Here is an 18,459-nt window from a genome sequence, read left to right on the forward strand (position 1 = left end):
CCGGGCTGGCGCCAGTACCGCGGCAGGCCGGGCAGCTCGGGCGGCACCACCGGCCGACCTGACGGGCCGGTGGTGCCGAACGGAGGCGGGGTCGGGCGGAGCCGATGAGCCGGCTGAAGACCTCACCGCGCTCGACCCCGGCCCGAACCGGGCCACCGGCGCCGGCACCGGCACAACCACTCGCCCGGACACGATCCGCCCCGTCCGGGCAAGGCTCACCCGGACCCGGGCCCGGAGCGAGACATCAAGGCGTACGGGGGCCAGGTCTGCGCGGTCGCCCCGGCGGCACCGCACCGACGGAGCTGATACCGGGCGTCCCGGACACGACCGCTGCTTGCCCGGCAGGCGCTCGGCCCCCGCCGGCTCCAGAGCTTCCCCGTCGCGGAGCCGGGCGGTCGGGGACGCGTTGGCCCACCGCCCGGGGTCACGTCCGCATCCTTCCGTGCCGCGGGCCAATAGCCTCGCGGGGGTCCGGCCCGACGGGTAGGTCGGCGGCTCCGCCCGGTCTGACCAGGGGCGCTCCGCCCGGTTCCGTGACTCCGTCCAAGCCGGCCGGGGCGGTCGTGGAGGGGCGCGTGGCCTTGTGCCGGGGCCGACTGCTGCGGAAACGAGCCGTCCTGCCGCAGCGCGGTGCCGCCTGCGCCGGCGGCCCCTACGGCACCCGCACGGAAGGTCGAGCGGCCGCCCGGCGTTGCGGATGCCCCCGGGCCGCACCTCGCGCGCGTCCACGGGCCCCCGTCCGGCCCCGGCGCCCTACGACGATCGCGGCACGGCGCGGCCGGACGGTCACGGCGGTGGGTCCGAGGGCACTCTCCCCCGCCCGCGGCTCCGTCGCCGCCACGGAAGTCGGGATGTCGATGGTCTTGTCGGCGACGCAAACGCATCGCTACAGTCTCGTTTACACGTGTAACCCACGTGTTTCCCCACCTCTCCCCGAATCCGCCGGCCGCCCGGCCGTCCCACCTCGCGAAGGACCCTCATGACGCAATCCCCTCCGGTCGGGTTCGACCTCGCCGACATGACCTGGCCGCCCCCGCCCTACCAGTCCCCCGTCCCGCCCGTGACGGCCGCCGATGGAGTCCGCCGCTTCGACGGGGTCACGTACGCCACCACCCCCGGCTACCGGCCCCGGCTGCTCGACGTCCAGGTGCCCGCCGGCGAGGGCCCCTTCCCGGCCGTCGTCTGGATCCACGGCGGCGGCTGGCTGGAGGGCGACCGGCGTTACCCGCCGCCGACCGTGCCCGCCGCCCTGCTGCACGGCTCCGTACTCGCCGCCGGGCTGGCCCTCGTCTCCATCGACTACCGGCACAGCCTCGAAGCCCCCTTCCCCGCCCAGCTCCACGACGTGAAGGCCGCCCTCCGCTACGTCCGCGCCTTCGCCGGCACCCTCGGCATCGACCCCGCACGGATCGGCGTCTGGGGCGAGTCGGCAGGCGGCCACCTCGCCGCGCTCGCCGGAGTCACCGGCCCCGACAGCACGGACGGAGCGCGCCTGGAGGGTACGGAGGGGATCGGCGCCGGGGACACCGGCGTCCTGGCCGTCGTCGACTGGTACGGCGTGTCCGACCTGGTCGCCCTCGCCGACCACCCCATGCCGCCAATGCCGTCGGGCGGCGCGTTCCCCGACCCGTACGAGGCCCTGCTCGGCGGCACCGAGGCCGAGCGTCCGGCGCTGGCGCGGGCCGCGAGCCCGGTCACGTACGCCGCGCCGGCGCACGGCGGGGGCGACGCCCCGCCCCCGTTCCTCCTCGTCCACGGGACCCACGACGGCCTGGTCCCGTACAGCCAGAGCGAGGTGCTCGCCGAGGCGCTGCGCGGCGCCGGGGGCGACGTGACGCTGCGGCCCGTGGAAGGGGCGGACCACATCTTCCTGGGCGCGCCGGACATCCATCCGATCGTCGCGGAGAGCGTCGCGTTCCTGGCCGCCCACCTCGGCGCCGGGACCTGACCGACCGCCCGGACGCCCGGACGCCTACCACCCGGACGTACGCCGCCCGAGCACACGCCGCCAGGGGGGCGCGGTCCGTCCCGCGCCCCCTGCATCCCCCTTCCTGCCTCACCTCCTCCCGCCATCCGCCCAGCTCACCCGGACCCGCGCACAAGACCGCGGGCGCGAAAGGCAGTTCATGTCCTGGAATCCGGTCACTCCGCCCGACGGTCCCGCCCCGCGCGGCCCCGGCCGCGGCGCGCTCCTGTTCGGCCTCGTCCTGCTGGGTCTGGCCGGACTTGCCGCCCTCGTCGTGCGCTCGGACCTGGCGGACCCCCCGTTCCAGGCGCTCGACGACCGGTGGCTGGGCTGGATGGGCGGCCCGCACGACGGTCCGTACGCGGCGGCGGCCGCGGCGCTGAACTGGTTCGGCGGGCCTCCGGGAGTCGTCGTCCCGCTCGGCCTGTTGCTGGTCTTGCTGCTGCGCAGACGCTGGGTGTCCGCAGCGTTCATGCTCGGCGTCTACCTCAGCGGCAACATGCTCGTCGTGCAGGGCCTCAAGCACCTGGTGGACCGGCCGCGCCCGGCCGACCCGCTGGTCCGCGTCGACCACGGCTCCTTCCCCTCCGGGCACGCCGCTTCGGCGGCGCTGCTGGTCGTCCTGGTGGGGGCACTGCTGGTCCCTGCCGCCCGGCGGCGGGCGTGGTGGATCGGCGGCGCCGTGTTCACGCTGGCCATGATGTGGAGCCGTACCTGGCTGCACGCCCACTGGCTGAGCGACACCGCTGCCGGAGCCGCCGCCGGGGCGGGCGTCGCGCTGGTCGCGTGGTGGCTGTTCGGACCGGCGCTGGCCGGGGAGTCCGTACGCGCCCGCGGCCGCCGGGGGGCGGCTGCGGGCGCTGCGGCCACCGAGCCGGCAGTCACGCCGGTACCCGCTCCTGCGCTCCTCACGGAGGGGCCTGCCGTCACCAGACCCTGACGAGACCTCAAGACCACTACCGGTGGGCGCCGTTCACGGAGTCCGCGAAGGCGAGCGGGCCCCTCACTCCGGCTGCCCGAAGCGTGAGGTCGTCTCCGTCGAGCGCGAGCACGGCCGGGTAGCCGTGGCGGTGGAGCTCGCCGTGCAGGTCGTCGGCCCCGTCTCTGACCAGACGGCGGATCGCGGAGACCGACGCCGGCATCAGGACGAGGCTGCTCCGCCCCGCCCGCGGCGAGCGGGCAGCGGCGGCGGTGTGCGGAACCGGGCCGGGCCGTACGGTGTGTGGTGCGTGCGGCTCGCAGGGCGGAGGGTGGCCGACCCGAGACCGGGCCCCCGGCGAAACCCGGCGAACTCCTGCGGCCGGAGCACCGGGAGCGGGCCCCGGATCTCTCACCGCGCCCGGCGCCGCTTCGCGTACGACCAGGTCACGGCGGTCATCAGAGCGGGCACGGCGAACAGCGGGGCGAACGCGAGCCACCAGACGGCCAGTGCCGTATCGCTCGCCATGTACGTCTGGCTCTCGACGGTGAAGGCGACCGCGAGTTGCCACAGCGCCAGCAGGACCAGAACGACCGAGGCGGTCCACGCGAGCGCGGAGAGGGCCCGCGGTCGCAGTGGCCGCCACCGGTCGCTCACGAGCAGCAACGGGAACAGGGCGGCCACTTCGGCCAGGACGGAGAGTCCGACGACGTACGCGATGCCCCATCCCGGGATGTCGAAGACCTCGCGCAGCACCTGATCGCTGTAGCCCACGTAGACCCCCGAGGCCATGGCGATGCGCCACAGGCCGGACGGGACCGCACAGAGGGCTATGGCGTGGGCGGCGCGACGGGCCCAGACGGGCGCGGAGGCGGCGACGGGGAGGGGAGCGCTGGCGGTCGGCATGACGTACATGCTGGCTCCGGACACGGCCGCCGCACATCGTCCCCGACGGCGGGCCACCTCCCTCTGCCGGAGGACGGTACGCCGCAGAGCGTCGTCCCACAGGCTCACAGGCTCGTAGGCGCGAAGGCGCGAAGGCGCGAAGGCGCTCAAGTCCACAGGGCCTCGGGCCCGCACACCACGACTGGCAACCTCGTCCACCCGCGGCCCCGCCCGGACCATGCCACCGACCACGTCCGCGCCGGCCGTCCCGCCGGCAGGGCGGGGGCGAGGCGGTCGGTCGACCCCCGCACCGCCCGGGCCCGCCCGGTGCGCCGACACGGTCCGCGCGAACCTTGAGGCCGTGGCCACCGAGGCCCGACCGCCGGGGCCGGAAGCCCCGTTCGGGCGTCCGTGCCGTACGGCACGGCCGGGACTCCGACGACCCCCGACGGCCCCCGCCGGCACAAGCGCCTCTTCCGACACGAGATCCCCGGCCAGTGGCACGGAGCCGACGGTGGGGCGAGGCCGCGCCGGGCACTCGACCCCGGTCACGATCCGCACACCGACCTGTACAGCCCCTAGCCGAGCCCCGGAACGGGGTGCTACACAGTCTCCAGCGCCTCTGGTGACACGTGTAACAACAACGTGTGAACTCCCGTCGCCCACCCACCGCGACGGACACCGCCCGATCCCCCGCCGTCCGCGCGGAGCCTTCCGCCCCATCCGCGTTCCGCAGCCGCCGACACCGAGTGGCCCAGCCCCGCCCCGCCCGCCACCTCCCGCTCCGCTCCCCGAGGAGTCGCCGTGACCACGAACGACATAGCCGACCCACCCGCCCCGGACGTCGCGGAACCGCCCCGCCGGCGCGCGCTCCTTCCGCTCCTGCTCGTCGCCAACTCCGCGATGATGGCGGTCTACATGGGCGTCGGATCCGTTCTGCTGCCCACCCAGATCGCCACGATCGCCCCCGACGACAAGGTCGCGCTCCTCGGCCTCATCGGTGGCATCAGCGCGGTCTTCGCGACGGCCTTCAACCCGATCGCCGGCGCGCTGTCGGACCGGAGCGGCCGGCGCAATCCGTGGATCGTGGCCGGTGGTCTCGCCTCGCTCGCCTGCCTGGCCTTCCTCGGCAGTGTGGACACCGCCCTGCTGGTGGGAATCGGCTGGTGCCTGGTCCAGGCGACGATGAACACCTACCAGGCCGCCGTCACCGCCATCGTGCCCGACCGGATACCCGCCGCCCGCCGGGGCACCGCGTCCGCGCTCGTCGGGCTGGGGCTGCCGATCGGCGGCACCGCGGGCGTGCTGATCGCCTCACAGACCGCCGGACAACTGCGCACCGGTTACCTCGTGTTCGGCGTGGTGATCGCCACGGCGGCCCTGCTGCTCACCACGATCTGCCGGGACGTCCCCCGGCCGCGCGCCGCCGATGCGGCCGACGCGGCCGGTACCGCCGAAGCCGGTACCACCGACGCCGCCGCTCCGGGAACACCCGTGCGCACCCAACTCGCTGCCTTCCTCTCCGCGTTGGTACACCACGACTTCCGGTGGGCGTTCATCGGCCGGGCCCTGATGGTCCTCGGATACTTCTCCGTCGTCGGCTACCAGCTCTACATCCTCGGCGACCACATCACCCTGCCCGCCGGCATGACACCGCCCGCCGCGATGGCCGTCCTCACCCCGGTCTCCATGGTCGCGATGGCACTCTCCACCGTCGTGGGCGGCCTGCTGTCCGACCGGTGGGACCGCCGCAAGGTCTTCGTCGGCGTATCGGCCGCCCTCGCCGGGCTCGTCATGGTGGTGCCCGTCATCAGTCCGACGTGGTCGGGCATGCTCGTCTTCAGCGCCCTCAACGGCCTCGCCTTCGGCTGCTTCATGGCCGTGGACACCGCGCTCGTCACCCTGGTGCTCCCCCGGGCCGAGGACGCCGCCCGCGACATGGGCGTACTCAACGTCGCGAACGCCGGTCCGCAGATCATCGCCCCGTTCGTCGCCTCGGCGGTCGTCACCACCCTGGGCGGCTACACCCCGCTCTTCTTCGTCGGCGGGGCCCTCTCCCTGATCGGAGCTCTCGCCATCCTCCCGATACGCAGCGTGCGCTGATCCCCCGCGCCCGCGAGGGCGCCGACGCCCCTCCACCCACCGCCCCCGCAACACCCCGTACATCCCCCTCATCGAAGGAGCACGACGTGAGACCCCAGCGAGTCCTGCCGATGGCCGCCCTCCTGCTGTGCGCCCCCGCCCTGACCGGAACCGCACCCGCGGCCGCCGCCGCCCCGCACACCCCGCCCGTCCCGACTGTCCCGTCCACCGGCCCGCTGCGCATCCTGCTCACCAACGACGACGGTTACGACGCACCCGGCATCCGCAAGGCCTTCGACCGCCTGACCGCCGCCGGCCACGACGTCACGATCGTCGCCCCGCTCACCAACCAGAGCGGCACCGGCACGAAGGTGACGAGCGCCGCCTCGGTCGCCGTGGCGCACCCCGCGCCGAAGGTGTGGGCCGTCGACGGCACCCCGGGCGACTCCGTCGCCTTCGGCCTGGCGGAGGTCTTCGCCGGGAAGGCCCCCGACCTGGTGGTCTCGGGCACCAACTTCGGCCCGAACGTCGCCGGGCTCGCCAACCACTCCGGCACCGTCGGCGGCGCCGTCGCCGCGGTGGAATCCGGTGTGCCGGCCATCGCCCTGAGCACCGGGGGCCTCGCCGCGCCCGACCCGGTCACCACCGTCAACGCCATGGGGCCGACGCTCGACTTCGCCGTGAAGCTGATCGACCGGCTGCGCTCCCGCGCCCGCTCCGGCCCGCTGCTCCCCCGGGGCGTCGGTCTCAACGTGAACCACCCCGTCATCGGCGTCGACGGAAAGGGCGGCGCTTCCGGCGTGTCCACGACGTTCCAGGACCCGCAGACCCTGCTGGAGCCGGACTTCACCGACTCCGGTGACGGCACCTGGAAGGTCACCGTGAAGGTGGCCCTGCGCCCCGCGGCGAAGGGCGGTGACGTCGAGGCGGTGGGTGCGGGCCGGATCGCGGTCAGCCCGCTGAACGCCGACTGGAACCCGGGCCCCGTCGACCGGGCGGTGACCACCGCCCTGCTCGCGGGCCTCCGTCCCTGAGCGGACCCGCTCGGAACGTGCCGTGCCGGGCGCGCGCGAAGCGCGCAGCCGAGCGGCCGGGGCAGGCCGGGAGCGCGGTGCGGCCCACAGCGCGCCGTCGCCCCGGCCGGCCCCGGCGTGCGGGAACGGGAGGAGAGGCGTGGCAGGCCACCTCGCGCGTCAGCGGGGCTCGGCCGCGGGCGCCGGGTCCAGACCCGTGCTCAGCGCCGCGTCCACCCCCGCACCCGCACCCGCACCCGCACCCGCAGCCACCTCCACACGCGCGTCCGCGCCCGTGCCCAGCGCCCTCGCGAGCGCCGTGTCGAGTGCCCGGTCCGCCGGAACGGGCACGTCGGGGAGCACGCCGACGCCCTCCCAGTTCGTGCCGGTGACGGTGTTGATGCTCCGGGCGACCGGCACCGTCACCTGGACGTGCGCGGTGACCGCGTGGCGCACGGTCGGGTGTGCCCCACCGCGCGTCGTCTCGCCGATGACGACGGCCCGGCCGTGGGCCTGGAGGGTGTACGCCACGTCCTCGCCCCCGGAGAAGGTGGTCGGGCCGGTGAGCACGTAGACCGGGCGGTCCGTGTAGCGCGGGGCGGGCAGGTGCGCGGTCGTCCAGTACTGGCGGGTGACGTCGGAAGGGCGGTCGTAGATGTCGTTCAGGTGCACCTGGTCGTCACCGAAGAAGTAGCTGCACCACATCGCGGCGCCCTCCGGTGATCCGCCGAGGCAGGTCCGCAGGTCCAGGACGAGGGCGGTGCTGTGGGCGACGAGCTGCATGGCCGCGCCGATCGCGCGGGCGCCCCCGGCGGCGTCGGCGATGAGCCCGAGCTCGATGAGCCCGATGCCCCCGTCCCTGTGCTCGACTCGCCGGATCCCTTGGTTCTCCGCCCTGAGCCGTGCGAGGAACGCCGCGCGCCCCTCGTCCTCGTCCTCCGGTTCGAGCGACTGCGCAACGTCCGTCCACAGGAGCCGCAGGTGCTTGTCCGGGCAGACCTCCTGGAGGTGGCCGGTGACCGTGCGGCAGAGCTCCGGACCGTCCAGGTCCGTGTACTCGCCCGCCGCGAGACGGCGCCGGATCGCGGCGTCCACCCGCTCGGCCTTCTCGGGGAAGACGTATCCCGCCGTGATCCGGTCCAGGGCGCGTTCGACTATGTGCTCGTTGGTGTTCACGGGCGGTCATGCTAGGGCGGCGGCCACCGCCCGACCAGCGATTTTCCCGGGCGGAAAGGGGCGCCGGCGGGCCGTCAGACCGGGGTCGCCGTGGGCAGGGTCACCTCGAAGCGGCAGCCGCCCGGGACGTTGCGCACGTCGGCACGCCCGGCGTGCGCCTCGACGATTCCGCGGACGATCGCCAGCCCGAGCCCCGCCCCGGCCGGGGGCGTACGGGCCTCGCTGCCGCGCCAGCCGGTGTCGAAGACGCGCGTCAGGTCCTCCTCGGGGATGCCGCCGCAGCCGTCGGTCACGGACAGCACCACCGCGTCCGTCCGGTTCTCCACGGCGACGGCGACCGTGCCGTCCGCCGGTGTGTGACGGATGGCGTTGACGAGGAGGTTGGCGAGGACGCGGGTCATCTCCTTGCCGTCGACCTCCACCGGTACGGCGGCGGCCCCCTCCCCCACGAGCAGGACGCCGTGCTCCCGCGCGAGCGGGTCGGCGCCGGCCAGTGCGTCGTCCACGATGTCGTACAGGGAGATCCGGCTGGGGTTGAGGCTCAGCGCGCCGGCATGGATGCGGGAGAGCTCGAAGAGGTCGGTGACCATGGAGTTGAGGCGGTCGACCTCCGTGAGGATCTGCCGGTGGTAGCGGGCGGGATCGGCCGCCATGCCGTCCTCCAGGGCCTCGGCCATGGCGCGCAGTCCCGCCAGCGGGGTCCGCAGGTCATGGGAGATCCAGGCGACCAGTTCGCGACGGGACGCCTCCAGGGCCTGCTCCCGCTTCCGGGACGCGTCGAGCTTGGCGCTGGTCGCCGCCAGTTCCCGGGAGAGGGCGGCGAGTTCGGCGGTGGCGGCGGTCGGGGGCGCCGCGAACCGGCCGCCGTCCCCGAAGTCCCGTGCCGCGAGGGCGAGTTCGCGGCTGCGCGCGACGACCCAGCGGCCGAGCAGCAGTGAGGTGGCCAGGGCGACGACGGCCGCCATGGCCACGACGACGGTGACCACCCACAGGTCGTGTGCGGACAGGAACATGGCCTGGGCCACCGCCAGCGTTCCGGCCAGCATGGCGGTGACGGTGACCGCCGCGACCACGGTGAGGGACACCGCGACCGAACGGTGGCGCACCAGGCGCAGGGCGAGCGCCCCGGCGAGCCCCGCGCAGCCGGCCCCGGCGAGCGCGAAGAGCGCGATGAGTACGAGGTCCTTCACGCGGCGGCCTCCGGCGGTTCGGGGGCGAAGCGGTATCCGACGCCCCAGACGGTCAGGATGAGCCGCGGCCGGGCGGGGTCGTCCTCGATCTTCGCGCGGAGCCGGCGGACGTGGACGGTGACGGTGGACAGATCGCCGAAGTCCCATCCCCACACCTCGCGCATGAGCTCCTCCCTGCCGTGCACCCGGCCGGGGTGGGTGAGGAAGTGGGCGAGGAGGTCGAACTCGCGCAGGGTGAGCGCCAGCTCGCTCCCGTGCTTCTCCGCGCGCCGGTTCTCGGGGTCGAGCAGGATGCCGCCCGCGGCGAGCAGGGGCCGCGCGGGCCCGGGATCCTGGCGTCGGCTGCCCCGGCTGCGGCGCAGGACGGATTCGACCCGCAGGACGAGTTCCCTGGGGCTGAAGGGCTTGGTGACGTAGTCGTCGGCGCCGAGCTCCAGGCCCGCGATCCGGTCGTCCTCGTCGCCGCGCGCGGTGAGCATGATCACGGGTACGGCGGCGGTGGCGCGCAGCCGCCGACACACCTCCAGGCCGTCCATGCCGGGCAGCATCAGGTCCAGGAGGACCAGGTCGGGCCAGCGCTCGGCGGCGCGGTGCAGGGCGTCGGGGCCGTCGGGCGCGTGCTCCACGGCGTAGCCGGCCCGGACGAGGTAGCCGGAGACGACCTCCGCGACCGTCGGGTCGTCCTCGACCACCAGGACCCGGGGCAGCGGTTCGGTGTGACTCATGGGTACCAGGATCGCACCGGCACGGGGCGCTGTGGCGGGGCCGGGGTCAGATGGGGGATGGCGTCAGGCTTCCGTAAGGAGTCGGCCCGCCCCGCGGGCGGCTCCGGAAGGGATCCCTCAGTGGGCGGGCGCGCCGTATTCCGCGTGCTGGGTGTGGAATCCGTACGGTGCTTCCTCGTCCGGTACGGGGGCGGGAAAGCCGCTGCGGCGGGCTTCGGCCCGGGCCAGTACCAGGAGCCGTTCGAACTCTTCGTCGGTCATGGTGTTCGCCTCGCAACCCTTTCCTCACCCTTGATTCGTGGCGGGAGGGCCGGAGGTTTGGCCGTGCGGCCGACGCGCCGGAAAGGCGGCGCGTCGGGGTGCGGGCGCGGGGCCCCGCGCGGCCGGACGGCGGGTGGGCCGTCCGGCCGGACGGGATCCGTCAGGCGTTGACGCAGGTGTTGCCGAAGGCCGGGTTCAGCAGGCCGATGACGCTGATGGAGTTCCCGCAGGCGTTGATCGGGATGTGGATCGGGATCTGGATGAGGTTCCCGGAGCCGACGCCCGGCGAGTAGGCCGCGACGCCCTGTGCGCCCGCATCGGCCGACGCTGCCGACGCGCCGCCGACGAGTACGGCGCCGGCCGCCAGCGCGAGCCCTGCGGTCTTGAGGAAACGGGACATGGAAGCCTCCTGTGGATGGTGGTGCGCCGGCCCCGGTACGCGGGGACGGTGCGGGCCCTTGTGCTGCGTGGCCCTCGCTGGTGACTTCGGCGCGACGGCAGGAGCGGCTGGGTGGGACGGCCCCGGTTCCCTCGTTCGGATGACGGCGCGCGGATGCGTTGCGCCGGACGGCCGATCCGCGGCGGCTTCCGCTCCGAAGGACGGACGGGCCCCCGTCCGGGGCGGGCCCGCGGACGGGCACCGGCCGCGGGGCTCCGGAGGACGGGCCCGTACCATCAGGCGCCCCGGTCCCGAGGCCGGGCGCCCGTACCGAGAACCGGCCGGTCGGCGGCCGGTCCCCCTCCCCGGGGGACGCGCCGCCACCCCTGCGGAAGGAACCGACACCATGGGCCGTACGCCCTCAGTGGGAGACCTCGTGAACGACTTCTCCCTGCCCGGCGGAGTCCTCCGCGAGGACCGGTTCGAACGGTCCGACTACGCGCTGGGCGGGCAGCGCGGGAACACCGTCGTGCTCGCGTTCTACCCCGGCGACAACACTCCTGTCTGCACGAAGCAGTTGTGCTCGTACTCCGACGGCCTGGAGCAGCTCCAGGCCTGCGGCGCCACCGTCTGGGGCATCAGCCCGCAGGACCTCGACAGCCACGAGCGGTTCGCACGCGACCGGGGGCTGCGCATCCCGCTGCTCGCCGACCCCGACCGGGCGGCCGCCCGGGCCTTCGGGATCGACGCCCCGCTCATCGGTCTGCGCCGCTCCGTGTTCATCGTCGCGCCCGACGGAAGCCTGCACTGGAAGCGCGTGGGAACCCTGGGCGCGACCTTCCCCTCCGCCACCACCATCGCCGAGCAGCTGACCGCCCTTCCCCGGGCCTGAGCCCTCGGACGACGCCTTCCGCAGTGCGGTGGCCGGAACCCGACGTACGGTTTGCGCGCGTCTGTGAAGATCATCCGCTCGGGGGTTCGTCTTCACTGGGGAAAGGGGGCCGCCTTGAGCGCTCCTGCCACACCGTACTTCTCGCTGCTGGGGCCGGTGCAGGCCTGGCACGGCGAGGAGGCGCTCGCACTCGGGCCGCCGCAGCAGCGCCTGTTGCTGGCCATGCTGCTGGTGCGCCGGCCCGGGGTCTGCGAGCTGGACGAGCTGATCGACGGGATCTGGGGCGAGGAGAGCCCCCGGACCGCGGTGGGCACGGTCCGGTCGTACGTGTACCGGCTGCGCCGGATCGTCGGGCCCTGCCTCACCACCGAGGGCCGGGGGTACGGGCTCGGCGTGCCGGACGCGGCGGTCGACCTGAGCGTGTTCGAGGCCGAGGTGACGCGGGCCCGCGCCCGGGTCACGGCCGGGGACCTCGGCAGCGGGTCGGAGCTTCTGGAGGGCGCCCTGCGCCGGTGGCGGGGGGTTCCGCTGGCCGGGCTGCCCGGGCCGTTCGCCCGGATCCAGCGGGAACGGCTGGCCGAGCTGCGGCTGTCCGTACTGCTGGAGCGGCTGGAGCTGGACCTCGTACGCGGACAGCACGCGCGCCTGCTCCCGGAATTGGCCCTGCTGTGCGCGGAACACCCGCAGAACGAGCGGTTGCGGAGCCTGCGCTCCACGGCGCTGGAGCGGGCCGGACGACCGGGCGAGGCCGGGGACGCGACCGCCCCGCAGGCCGGGGGCGGGCACGCCGGGGGCGGCAGTCGGTCCGCGGGGTCCGGCAGCCGGTCCGCGGGGTCCGGCAGCGTGTCCGCGGGCTCCGGCAGCGTGTCCGCGGGGTCCGGCAGCGGATCCGCCGCGCCGGGAACGGTCAGCCTGCCGCCGCCGGCCCAGCTGCCCTACACCACGAGCGACTTCACCGGGCGCGACCAGGACACGGAGGACCTCCTGCGCACGCTGCGGCCCGACGGCGCCGAGACGGTGGTGATCTCGGCCGTCGGCGGGATCGGCGGGGTCGGCAAGACCGCCCTGGCCCTGCACGCCGCGCACCGGCTGCGCGCCCATTTCCCGGACGGTCAGCTCTACGCCAACCTGCGCGGCGTACGGGAGGACCCGGCGCTCCCCGCGAGCGTCCTCGCCGCCTTCCTGCGGGCCCTCGGCGTGCTGGACTCCGCCATTCCGGAGGGCGCCGAGGAACGTGCTGCCCTGTACCGGTCCCGGCTGGCGGGCCGGCGGGTGCTGCTGGTCCTGGACGACGCGCGGGACATCGGGCAGATCGAGCCGCTGCTGCCCGGATCGTCCGCCTGCGCCGTCCTGGTGACGAGCCGCAGCACCCTGCCCGAGCTCCCCGCGGCCCTGCGCATCCGGCTCGACGTGCTGTCGTCCGCCGACGCCGTGTCCCTGCTCGGCCGGATCCTCGGCGAGGCCCGGATCGCGGCGGAACCGGCCGAGGCCGCCGCCATGGCCGCGTTGTGCGGAGGGCTCCCGCTGGCGCTGCGGATCGCCGGTTCCCGGCTGGCGACCCGGCCGGGCTGGTCGCTCGCCGCGTTCCTCGGGCTGCTGGAGGGCCGGCGCTCCCCGTTCTCGGCGACCGCGGCCGGGGAGGACGGGGTGGAGGCCTGCTTCCGGCTGAGCTACGAACTGCTCGGCGCCGAAGAGGCCCGGCTGTTCCGGCTGCTGGCCCTGCCGGACCAGGAGGACGCGGAGCCTGCTGACGCGGCCGCCCTGACCGGGCTCGCGTACGAGCGGGCCGAGGAGTGCCTGGAGCGGATGACCGGCCTCGGGCTGCTGGAGTCCCCGGCGCCCGGCCGGTACCGCTTCCACGACCTGCTGCGGGCGTTCGCCCGGGCCCGGTCGGCGGAGGAGGACGGTCCCGGAGAGCAGGCGGCGGCGCTGTCCCGGCTCTGCGACCACTTCCTGGCGTCGGCCCGCAACGCGTACGCCGTCGAGCGCCCGGGCCATCCGCTGGCCGGACTGCTCACCCCGACGCGCTTCCCGGGCACCGAGGTCTCGGTACCCGGGCAGGGACACCGGCTGTTCACGGCGCAGCACCAGTCCGTCCTCGCGGTCGCGGTGCAGACGGTCCGGGCCGATGCCTCGTCCGTGGCGCTCGTGGCCGACCTCGTGCTCGCCCTGGACCCGGTGCTCGACGGCTCGTTCCTCTGGGGCGCGCTGGTGGAGCCGGCCCGCATGATGCTGCGCCTGGCGCGCGAGCGGGGACAGACCCGGGCGGCGGGCCGCCTGGGCTACATGCTGGGCGGGGCGCTGTACCAGCTCGCGCAGCTGGACGCGGCCGAAGCGGTGCTGCTGGACGCCGAGCTCGACGCGCGCAACTCCGGGGACCCGGCGGTCCTGACGGAGATCCTCAACTGCCAGGGGCTGGTGTGGCTCGGCCGGGGCGAGTACGACCGGGCCCTGGAGCTGTCGGGGCGGGCGGTCGAGGCCGGCGACCGGTGCGGCAACGCGTGGGGCGCGGGAAACGCGCGCACCTGCCGTTCCGTCATCCTGGCCGCCACCGGACGGCTGGGCGAGGCGGCGGCGACCGCCCGCGTGAGCCTCGACTCCGCACGGACCGCGGGCGATCCGTTCCGGCAGATCTACGCCCTGTACGCGCTCGGCACCGTCGCCAGGCTGCGGGGGCGGCCCGACGAGGCCATCGAGGGGCTCCGCGAAGGCGCGGAACTGGCCGCGCGCCACGGCTACTCCACCTTCGAGGTCTTCCACCTGGGCGAGGAGACCGCCTGCCACCTGGCCGCGGGGCGGCCCGGTGACGCGGTGGCGACCGGTGAGCGGGTCCTGGAACTGGCGCGTACCAAGGGGTGGTTGTTCGCGGAGGCCCGCGCCCTGCGGCTACTCGGTACGGCGCGGGCGGACCGCGGCGAGACGGAGCGGGCCCGGGAGCTCCTGACCCGGGCCGTCGAACTGCTGGAGCCGATGCGGCCGCCCGAGGCCGCGCAGGCCCGCGCGGTGCTCGACGCCCTGTAGGGGCCGGGCCCGGAGGGGCCCGGCCCGTCCCCCGCGCGGGGGACGGGCCGGGATCACCGGCCCCACCCATCGGACGCCCACCCGCTGTTGATCGCCCTCCGCCACCGTGTGCCGAGCAAGACCGCACGGGGGGAAAGGGAGTACACGCATGCAGGCGACGACGACCGACCGCATCACCGTCACGATCCACGCCACCGATCCGCTCAGCCGCGCCGGGGTCGTGAGCCATCTGCGGCACAGCCCGAGCGTGGAGGTCCAGTCGCGGTCCCGGGAGCGGGACGGCCTCGTACCCGCCGCGACCGTGGCCGTGGTGCTGGTCGACCGGATCGACGAGCAGTCGGCCGCCGAGCTGCGCCGGGTGCTGCGCGGTGGTGAGCAGCGGGTGGTGCTGGTCGCCCGCGAGCTGCGCGAGCCCGACCTGCTCACGGTCGTGGAGTACGGCGTACGGGCCATCGTCTGGCGGCACCAGGCCACCGGGGAGAGCCTCGTCAAGGCCGTGCTGCAGGCCGCGCACGGGGAGGGGGTGCTGCCGCCGGACCTGATCAGCCGGGTACTGGGCCAGGTCGGCCGGCTGCGCCGGTCGGAGACCGCGGCGGCCTGCACCGGCGTGGGCGGCGCCCCGCTGTTCGGCATGGCGCCGCGCGAGACGGACGTGTTGCGGCTCATCGCCGAGGGCCTGGACACGCGGCAGATCTCCGAGAAGCTCGCGTACTCCGAACGGACGGTCAAGAACATCCTGCACGCCCTGATGACACGGCTGCAGCTCACCAACCGTGCCCACGCCGTGGCCTACGCGCTGCGGGAGGGCTACATCTGACCGGGCCGCGGACGCGCGTTCCGCCCCGACCGCCCCCGTGGCCCCGGCCGTCGCGCTCAGCGGCGGCCGCCGGCCTCCCGCCGACCGCCCGCCGCCCTCCACCGGGCTCCGCGGGCTCCGGCCGTACCGAGGACACCCCATCACATGATCCACGAGATCGACGAGGCGCTCCGTCGCCTCCTGCGCAGCGGCGCCCTGCCCGAGGGGGCGGGCGAGATCGCCCTCGACGCCCCCACCCGGGAGTGGGCCGCCCGGCGCAACACCCCGACGATCAACGCGTACTTGTACGACATCCGCGAGGACGTGGCCCGCCGCGAGCGCGGCGCGTACGCGGAGCGGGGCGAGGACGGGACCGTCCTGCAGAGGCGCCAGCCGCCGCGCTGGTTCCGCCTCTCGTACCTGCTCACCGCGTGGACCGCGCGCCCCGAGGACGAGCACCGGATGCTCGCCGGGGTGCTCGCGGCGCTGCTGCCGTACGAGGCGCTGCCGGAGGAGCACGTGCCGCTCTCCCTGCGGACGCACCGGGCCTCGATCGGCCTGACGGTGGGCGTCCCGCCCGCCGAGTCGCGCTCGCTCGCCGACGTGTGGTCGGCGCTGGGCGGGGAGCTCAAGCCCTCGCTGGACGTCGTGATCACCACCCCGTTCCCGGTGACGCCGGTCTACCCGGTGGGCCCGCCGGTCACCGAGGGCGCGGTCGTCACCGTCCGGGGGGCGTCCGGTACTCCGGCCGACTCGCGGCCGCGGATGCTCCGTACGGCGCGACGCGGGAGCAAGGCCGGTGAGTGAGTCGGCGCGGGTCCTGCTGCAGCGGCTGGCGGCGCTGCGCGCGGTGGCGGCGGCGCTGGTCGAGCGGCGCTCGGCCGGGGATCCCACGGCGCACGATCCGCTGCGCGGGCTGTACGTGTCGCGGGAGTCGGCGCTGCGCGCGGCTGCGGAGGGCGGGCCGGACCCCGCCGCGCCGGCTCGGGACGGCGAGGCCCCGGAGGCGGCCGAGCCGTGCCCGGGCGGCGGTGGCGGGGACCGGTTGTCGGCCCTCGTCAGGGATTTCGGGCTGTCCGCGCTCGACCTGCGGATCCTGCTGGCGGCGGCCGCTCCGGACGTGGACCGCGGCTTCGAGCCGCTGTACGGCTACCTGAACGACGACGTCGGCCGGCGCCGGGCCTCGGTCGCCCTCGCCCTGGAACTGGCCGGGAGCGGCCCCCACCTGCCGCGGGCGCGCGGCCGTTTCCACGCGGCCGCGCCCCTGATCGCGGGCGGGCTGCTGGTGTTCGAGGACGAGGACCGGCCACTGCCGGGGCGGGCGCTGCGGGTTCCGGAGCGGGTGGTGGCCCACCTGCTCGGGGACGACGCCCTCGACGAGGCACTGTGCCGGGCGGGGGTCGGCCTGCTGCCGGCCGCGCCGCGGGCGGCGGACGCGGCGGGCGCGGCGGGCGCTGCCGGTGTGACGGACCCGGGAGGCGCGGCGGGTCCTGCGGGCACGGCCGTGCTGGTCGCGCGGTCGCGGCGGCCCGTGACGGTCCACCTCCGCGAGCGGCACGGCGCCTCGGCGGCGCCGGTGGTGGCCGCGCTGCGGGCGGCGGGCCGGCCGGTGCTCCTGTACCGGCCCGGCCCCCGCATGCCGGACCCGGCGATCGGCACGGTCCTGCGGCGCGAGGCCCGGCTGCGCGGGGCCGGGACGGCGGTGGTGGTGACCGCCCTGCCGGACGACCCCGGCGGGCTGATCTCCTCGATCGCCGCCCCGGACATCACCTCGGTCTTCGCCGGTCCCGAGCCGTGCGACCCGGACTGGGCGCGCGGGGCGGCGGGAGTGTCGCTCCTCGCGCTGGACGCACCGGCGCCCGGGGCGGGGGCGGGGGCCGGGGCCGGGGCGGGCGGCGAGGGCTCCGGGAACGGATCCGGCGGCGGGGGCGCGGCCGTCGACCGCTGGCGGGCCGAACTCCCGCACTTCGACGGTGACATGGCCGAGGCGGTGGCCTCGTACCGGCTGGACGGGGAGCAGATCGAGGCGGTCGGCCGGGCCGCGCGGGAGCTCGCGGCCTTCGAGGGCGTCGCGCTCGGCGCGCGGCACGTCCGGCACACCGCACGCCGGCTGTCGGCGCCCCTGCTCGGGCGGCACGCCCGTCAGGTGCGGCCGGCCGTGGGCTTCGCCGACCTAGTCCTGCCGGAGTCTCCGCGTTCCCGGCTGGTGGAGCTGGTGGGGCGGGCGCGCCACCGGGACGAGGTGCTCGGGGACTGGCGGCTGCGGACCGGCGGTGGCCGCGGGCGCGGGGTCGTGGCCCTGTTCGCCGGGCCGTCCGGTACGGGCAAGACCCTCGCGGCCGAGGTGGTGGCGGGGGAACTCGGCCTGGACCTGTACGTGGTCGACCTCTCCTCGGTGGTCGACAAGTACGTCGGAGAGACGGAGAAGAACCTGGAGCGGATCTTCGTGGAGGCGGACCGCACCGACGCGGTCCTGCTCTTCGACGAGGCGGACGCCGTCTTCGGCAAGCGCTCGCAGGTCCGCGGCTCGAACGACCGGTACGCGAACCTGGAGAGCGCCTACCTGTTGCAGCGGCTGGAGTCCTTCGACGGCATCGCCGTCCTCACCACCAACCTGCGGTCCAACGTGGACGAGGCGTTCACCCGCCGGCTCGACCTGGTGGTGGACTTCCCGTTCCCCGATGCCGCACTGCGCGCGGGCCTGTGGCGCGGCGCCCTGGCGGGCGCTCCGACCGAGCCCGGCATCGAGGCCGAACTGGACCGGTGCGCGGCGGAGTTCGAGCTCGCGGGCGGCTCGATCCGGTCGGCCGCCCTGACGGCGTGCTACGCGGCGCGGGTCCGGGGCGAGGGGCCGGTGACCGCCGCGGACGTACGGGACGGGGCCCGCCGGGAGTACGTCAAGGCGGGCCGGCTGGTGCCGGGTACGGCCGGGGCCTGGACTCCGTAGCGACCCGTTCCGACGCGGGGCGCGGTGCCGTAGGCCTCCCGGGCCGGCCGCAGGAGGTGGCGCACCTGGGCCCGGGCCCTCATGACGACGGGGTCCTCGAAGGCGCAGGCGGCCAGGGGGTGTCGTCGAAGTCGTTTCGTACGCCCGGAGGGCGGGCCGTGCGGTGTCCGGTGCGTGCGCTCGCAAGGCGGAGGGTCGCCCGTGTAC

16 protein-coding genes and 1 pseudogene are annotated in these 18,459 nt (G+C 75.5%); 9 read left to right on the forward strand and 8 right to left on the reverse strand.

All coding sequences use genetic code 11. The features are described 5' to 3' along the window. Positions 1-979: 979 nt before the first annotated feature. Both ACZ6S8_RS19870 and ACZ6S8_RS19875 read left to right on the forward strand, forming a co-directional pair. Positions 980-1,948 (forward strand): alpha/beta hydrolase fold domain-containing protein, encoded by a 969-nt coding sequence (locus ACZ6S8_RS19870; RefSeq protein WP_469457425.1) that lies wholly within the window; start codon positions 980-982, stop codon positions 1,946-1,948. A 178-nt stretch (positions 1,949-2,126) separates the two neighbouring features. Further along, on the forward strand, positions 2,127-2,906 hold the full coding sequence (locus tag ACZ6S8_RS19875; protein WP_469457426.1) for a phosphatase PAP2 family protein: 780 nt from the start codon (positions 2,127-2,129) through the stop codon (positions 2,904-2,906). Positions 2,907-2,922: 16 nt separating this feature from the next. Here ACZ6S8_RS19875 and ACZ6S8_RS19880 read toward each other — a convergent pair whose 3' ends face one another. Together ACZ6S8_RS19880 and ACZ6S8_RS19885 are read right to left on the reverse strand one after the other, a co-directional pair. Then, positions 2,923-3,108, reverse strand: a complete 186-nt coding sequence (locus ACZ6S8_RS19880) for a hypothetical protein (RefSeq protein ID WP_469457428.1) — start codon at positions 3,106-3,108, stop codon at positions 2,923-2,925. Positions 3,109-3,296: 188 nt separating this feature from the next. Beyond that, complete coding sequence (locus ACZ6S8_RS19885) at positions 3,297-3,800, reverse strand: hypothetical protein (RefSeq protein ID WP_469457458.1); 504 nt, start codon at positions 3,798-3,800, stop codon at positions 3,297-3,299. Between the two features lie 774 nt (positions 3,801-4,574). Between ACZ6S8_RS19885 and ACZ6S8_RS19890 the strand changes: the two genes are divergently transcribed. After that, positions 4,575-5,873: an MFS transporter gene (locus ACZ6S8_RS19890; RefSeq protein ID WP_469457430.1), complete on the forward strand. Its 1,299-nt coding sequence runs from the start codon at positions 4,575-4,577 to the stop codon at positions 5,871-5,873. Positions 5,874-5,959: 86 nt separating this feature from the next. Continuing rightward, positions 5,960-6,886 (forward strand): 5'/3'-nucleotidase SurE, encoded by a 927-nt coding sequence (surE, locus tag ACZ6S8_RS19895; RefSeq protein ID WP_469457432.1) that lies wholly within the window; start codon positions 5,960-5,962, stop codon positions 6,884-6,886. Between the two features lie 159 nt (positions 6,887-7,045). On the opposite strand, the gene ACZ6S8_RS19900 is transcribed toward surE, so the two are convergent. From ACZ6S8_RS19900 to ACZ6S8_RS19920, 5 genes are all read right to left on the reverse strand, one after another. Next, entirely contained in the window at positions 7,046-8,041 is a 996-nt protein-coding gene (locus tag ACZ6S8_RS19900) for a S41 family peptidase (protein ID WP_469457434.1), read from the reverse strand. Positions 8,042-8,115: 74 nt separating this feature from the next. Continuing rightward, on the reverse strand, positions 8,116-9,231 hold the full coding sequence (locus ACZ6S8_RS19905; RefSeq protein WP_469457436.1) for a sensor histidine kinase: 1,116 nt from the start codon (positions 9,229-9,231) through the stop codon (positions 8,116-8,118). After that, positions 9,228-9,956 carry a response regulator transcription factor gene (locus ACZ6S8_RS19910; RefSeq protein ID WP_469457437.1) on the reverse strand — a complete coding sequence of 243 codons (729 nt, stop codon included), beginning with the start codon at positions 9,954-9,956 and terminating at the stop codon, positions 9,228-9,230. Before ACZ6S8_RS19910 ends, ACZ6S8_RS19905 begins: the two co-directional genes overlap by 4 nt. Positions 9,957-10,073: 117 nt before the next feature. Beyond that, complete coding sequence (locus ACZ6S8_RS19915) at positions 10,074-10,217, reverse strand: hypothetical protein (RefSeq protein ID WP_469457439.1); 144 nt, start codon at positions 10,215-10,217, stop codon at positions 10,074-10,076. A gap of 160 nt (positions 10,218-10,377) precedes the next feature. Continuing rightward, the gene (locus ACZ6S8_RS19920; protein WP_351283087.1) at positions 10,378-10,617 is read right to left on the reverse strand and encodes a chaplin; all 240 of its coding nucleotides are present in this window, start codon (positions 10,615-10,617) and stop codon (positions 10,378-10,380) included. Positions 10,618-11,002: 385 nt separating this feature from the next. Between ACZ6S8_RS19920 and ACZ6S8_RS19925 the strand changes: the two genes are divergently transcribed. The 5 genes from ACZ6S8_RS19925 to ACZ6S8_RS19945 all read left to right on the forward strand — a co-directional run bounded on the left by ACZ6S8_RS19925 (position 11,003) and on the right by ACZ6S8_RS19945 (position 18,252). Next, the gene (locus ACZ6S8_RS19925; protein WP_469457441.1) at positions 11,003-11,488 is read left to right on the forward strand and encodes a peroxiredoxin; all 486 of its coding nucleotides are present in this window, start codon (positions 11,003-11,005) and stop codon (positions 11,486-11,488) included. A 114-nt stretch (positions 11,489-11,602) separates the two neighbouring features. Beyond that, positions 11,603-14,509 carry an AfsR/SARP family transcriptional regulator gene (locus tag ACZ6S8_RS19930; protein WP_469457442.1) on the forward strand — a complete coding sequence of 969 codons (2,907 nt, stop codon included), beginning with the start codon at positions 11,603-11,605 and terminating at the stop codon, positions 14,507-14,509. A gap of 148 nt (positions 14,510-14,657) precedes the next feature. Then, entirely contained in the window at positions 14,658-15,326 is a 669-nt protein-coding gene (locus tag ACZ6S8_RS19935; protein ID WP_469457444.1) for a helix-turn-helix transcriptional regulator, read from the forward strand. Positions 15,327-15,470: 144 nt separating this feature from the next. Further along, the gene (locus tag ACZ6S8_RS19940; RefSeq protein ID WP_469457446.1) at positions 15,471-16,112 is read left to right on the forward strand and encodes a Pvc16 family protein; all 642 of its coding nucleotides are present in this window, start codon (positions 15,471-15,473) and stop codon (positions 16,110-16,112) included. Continuing rightward, positions 16,105-18,252, forward strand: a complete 2,148-nt coding sequence (locus tag ACZ6S8_RS19945) for an ATP-binding protein (RefSeq protein ID WP_469457448.1) — start codon at positions 16,105-16,107, stop codon at positions 18,250-18,252. The genes ACZ6S8_RS19940 and ACZ6S8_RS19945 overlap by 8 nt, the downstream gene beginning before the upstream one ends. A 23-nt stretch (positions 18,253-18,275) precedes the next feature. On the opposite strand, the pseudogene ACZ6S8_RS19950 reads toward ACZ6S8_RS19945, so the two are convergent. After that, positions 18,276-18,459, reverse strand: a pseudogene (locus tag ACZ6S8_RS19950) (hypothetical protein); the annotation flags it as partial.

This window comes from Streptomyces sp. NPDC048461, assembly GCF_055587105.1.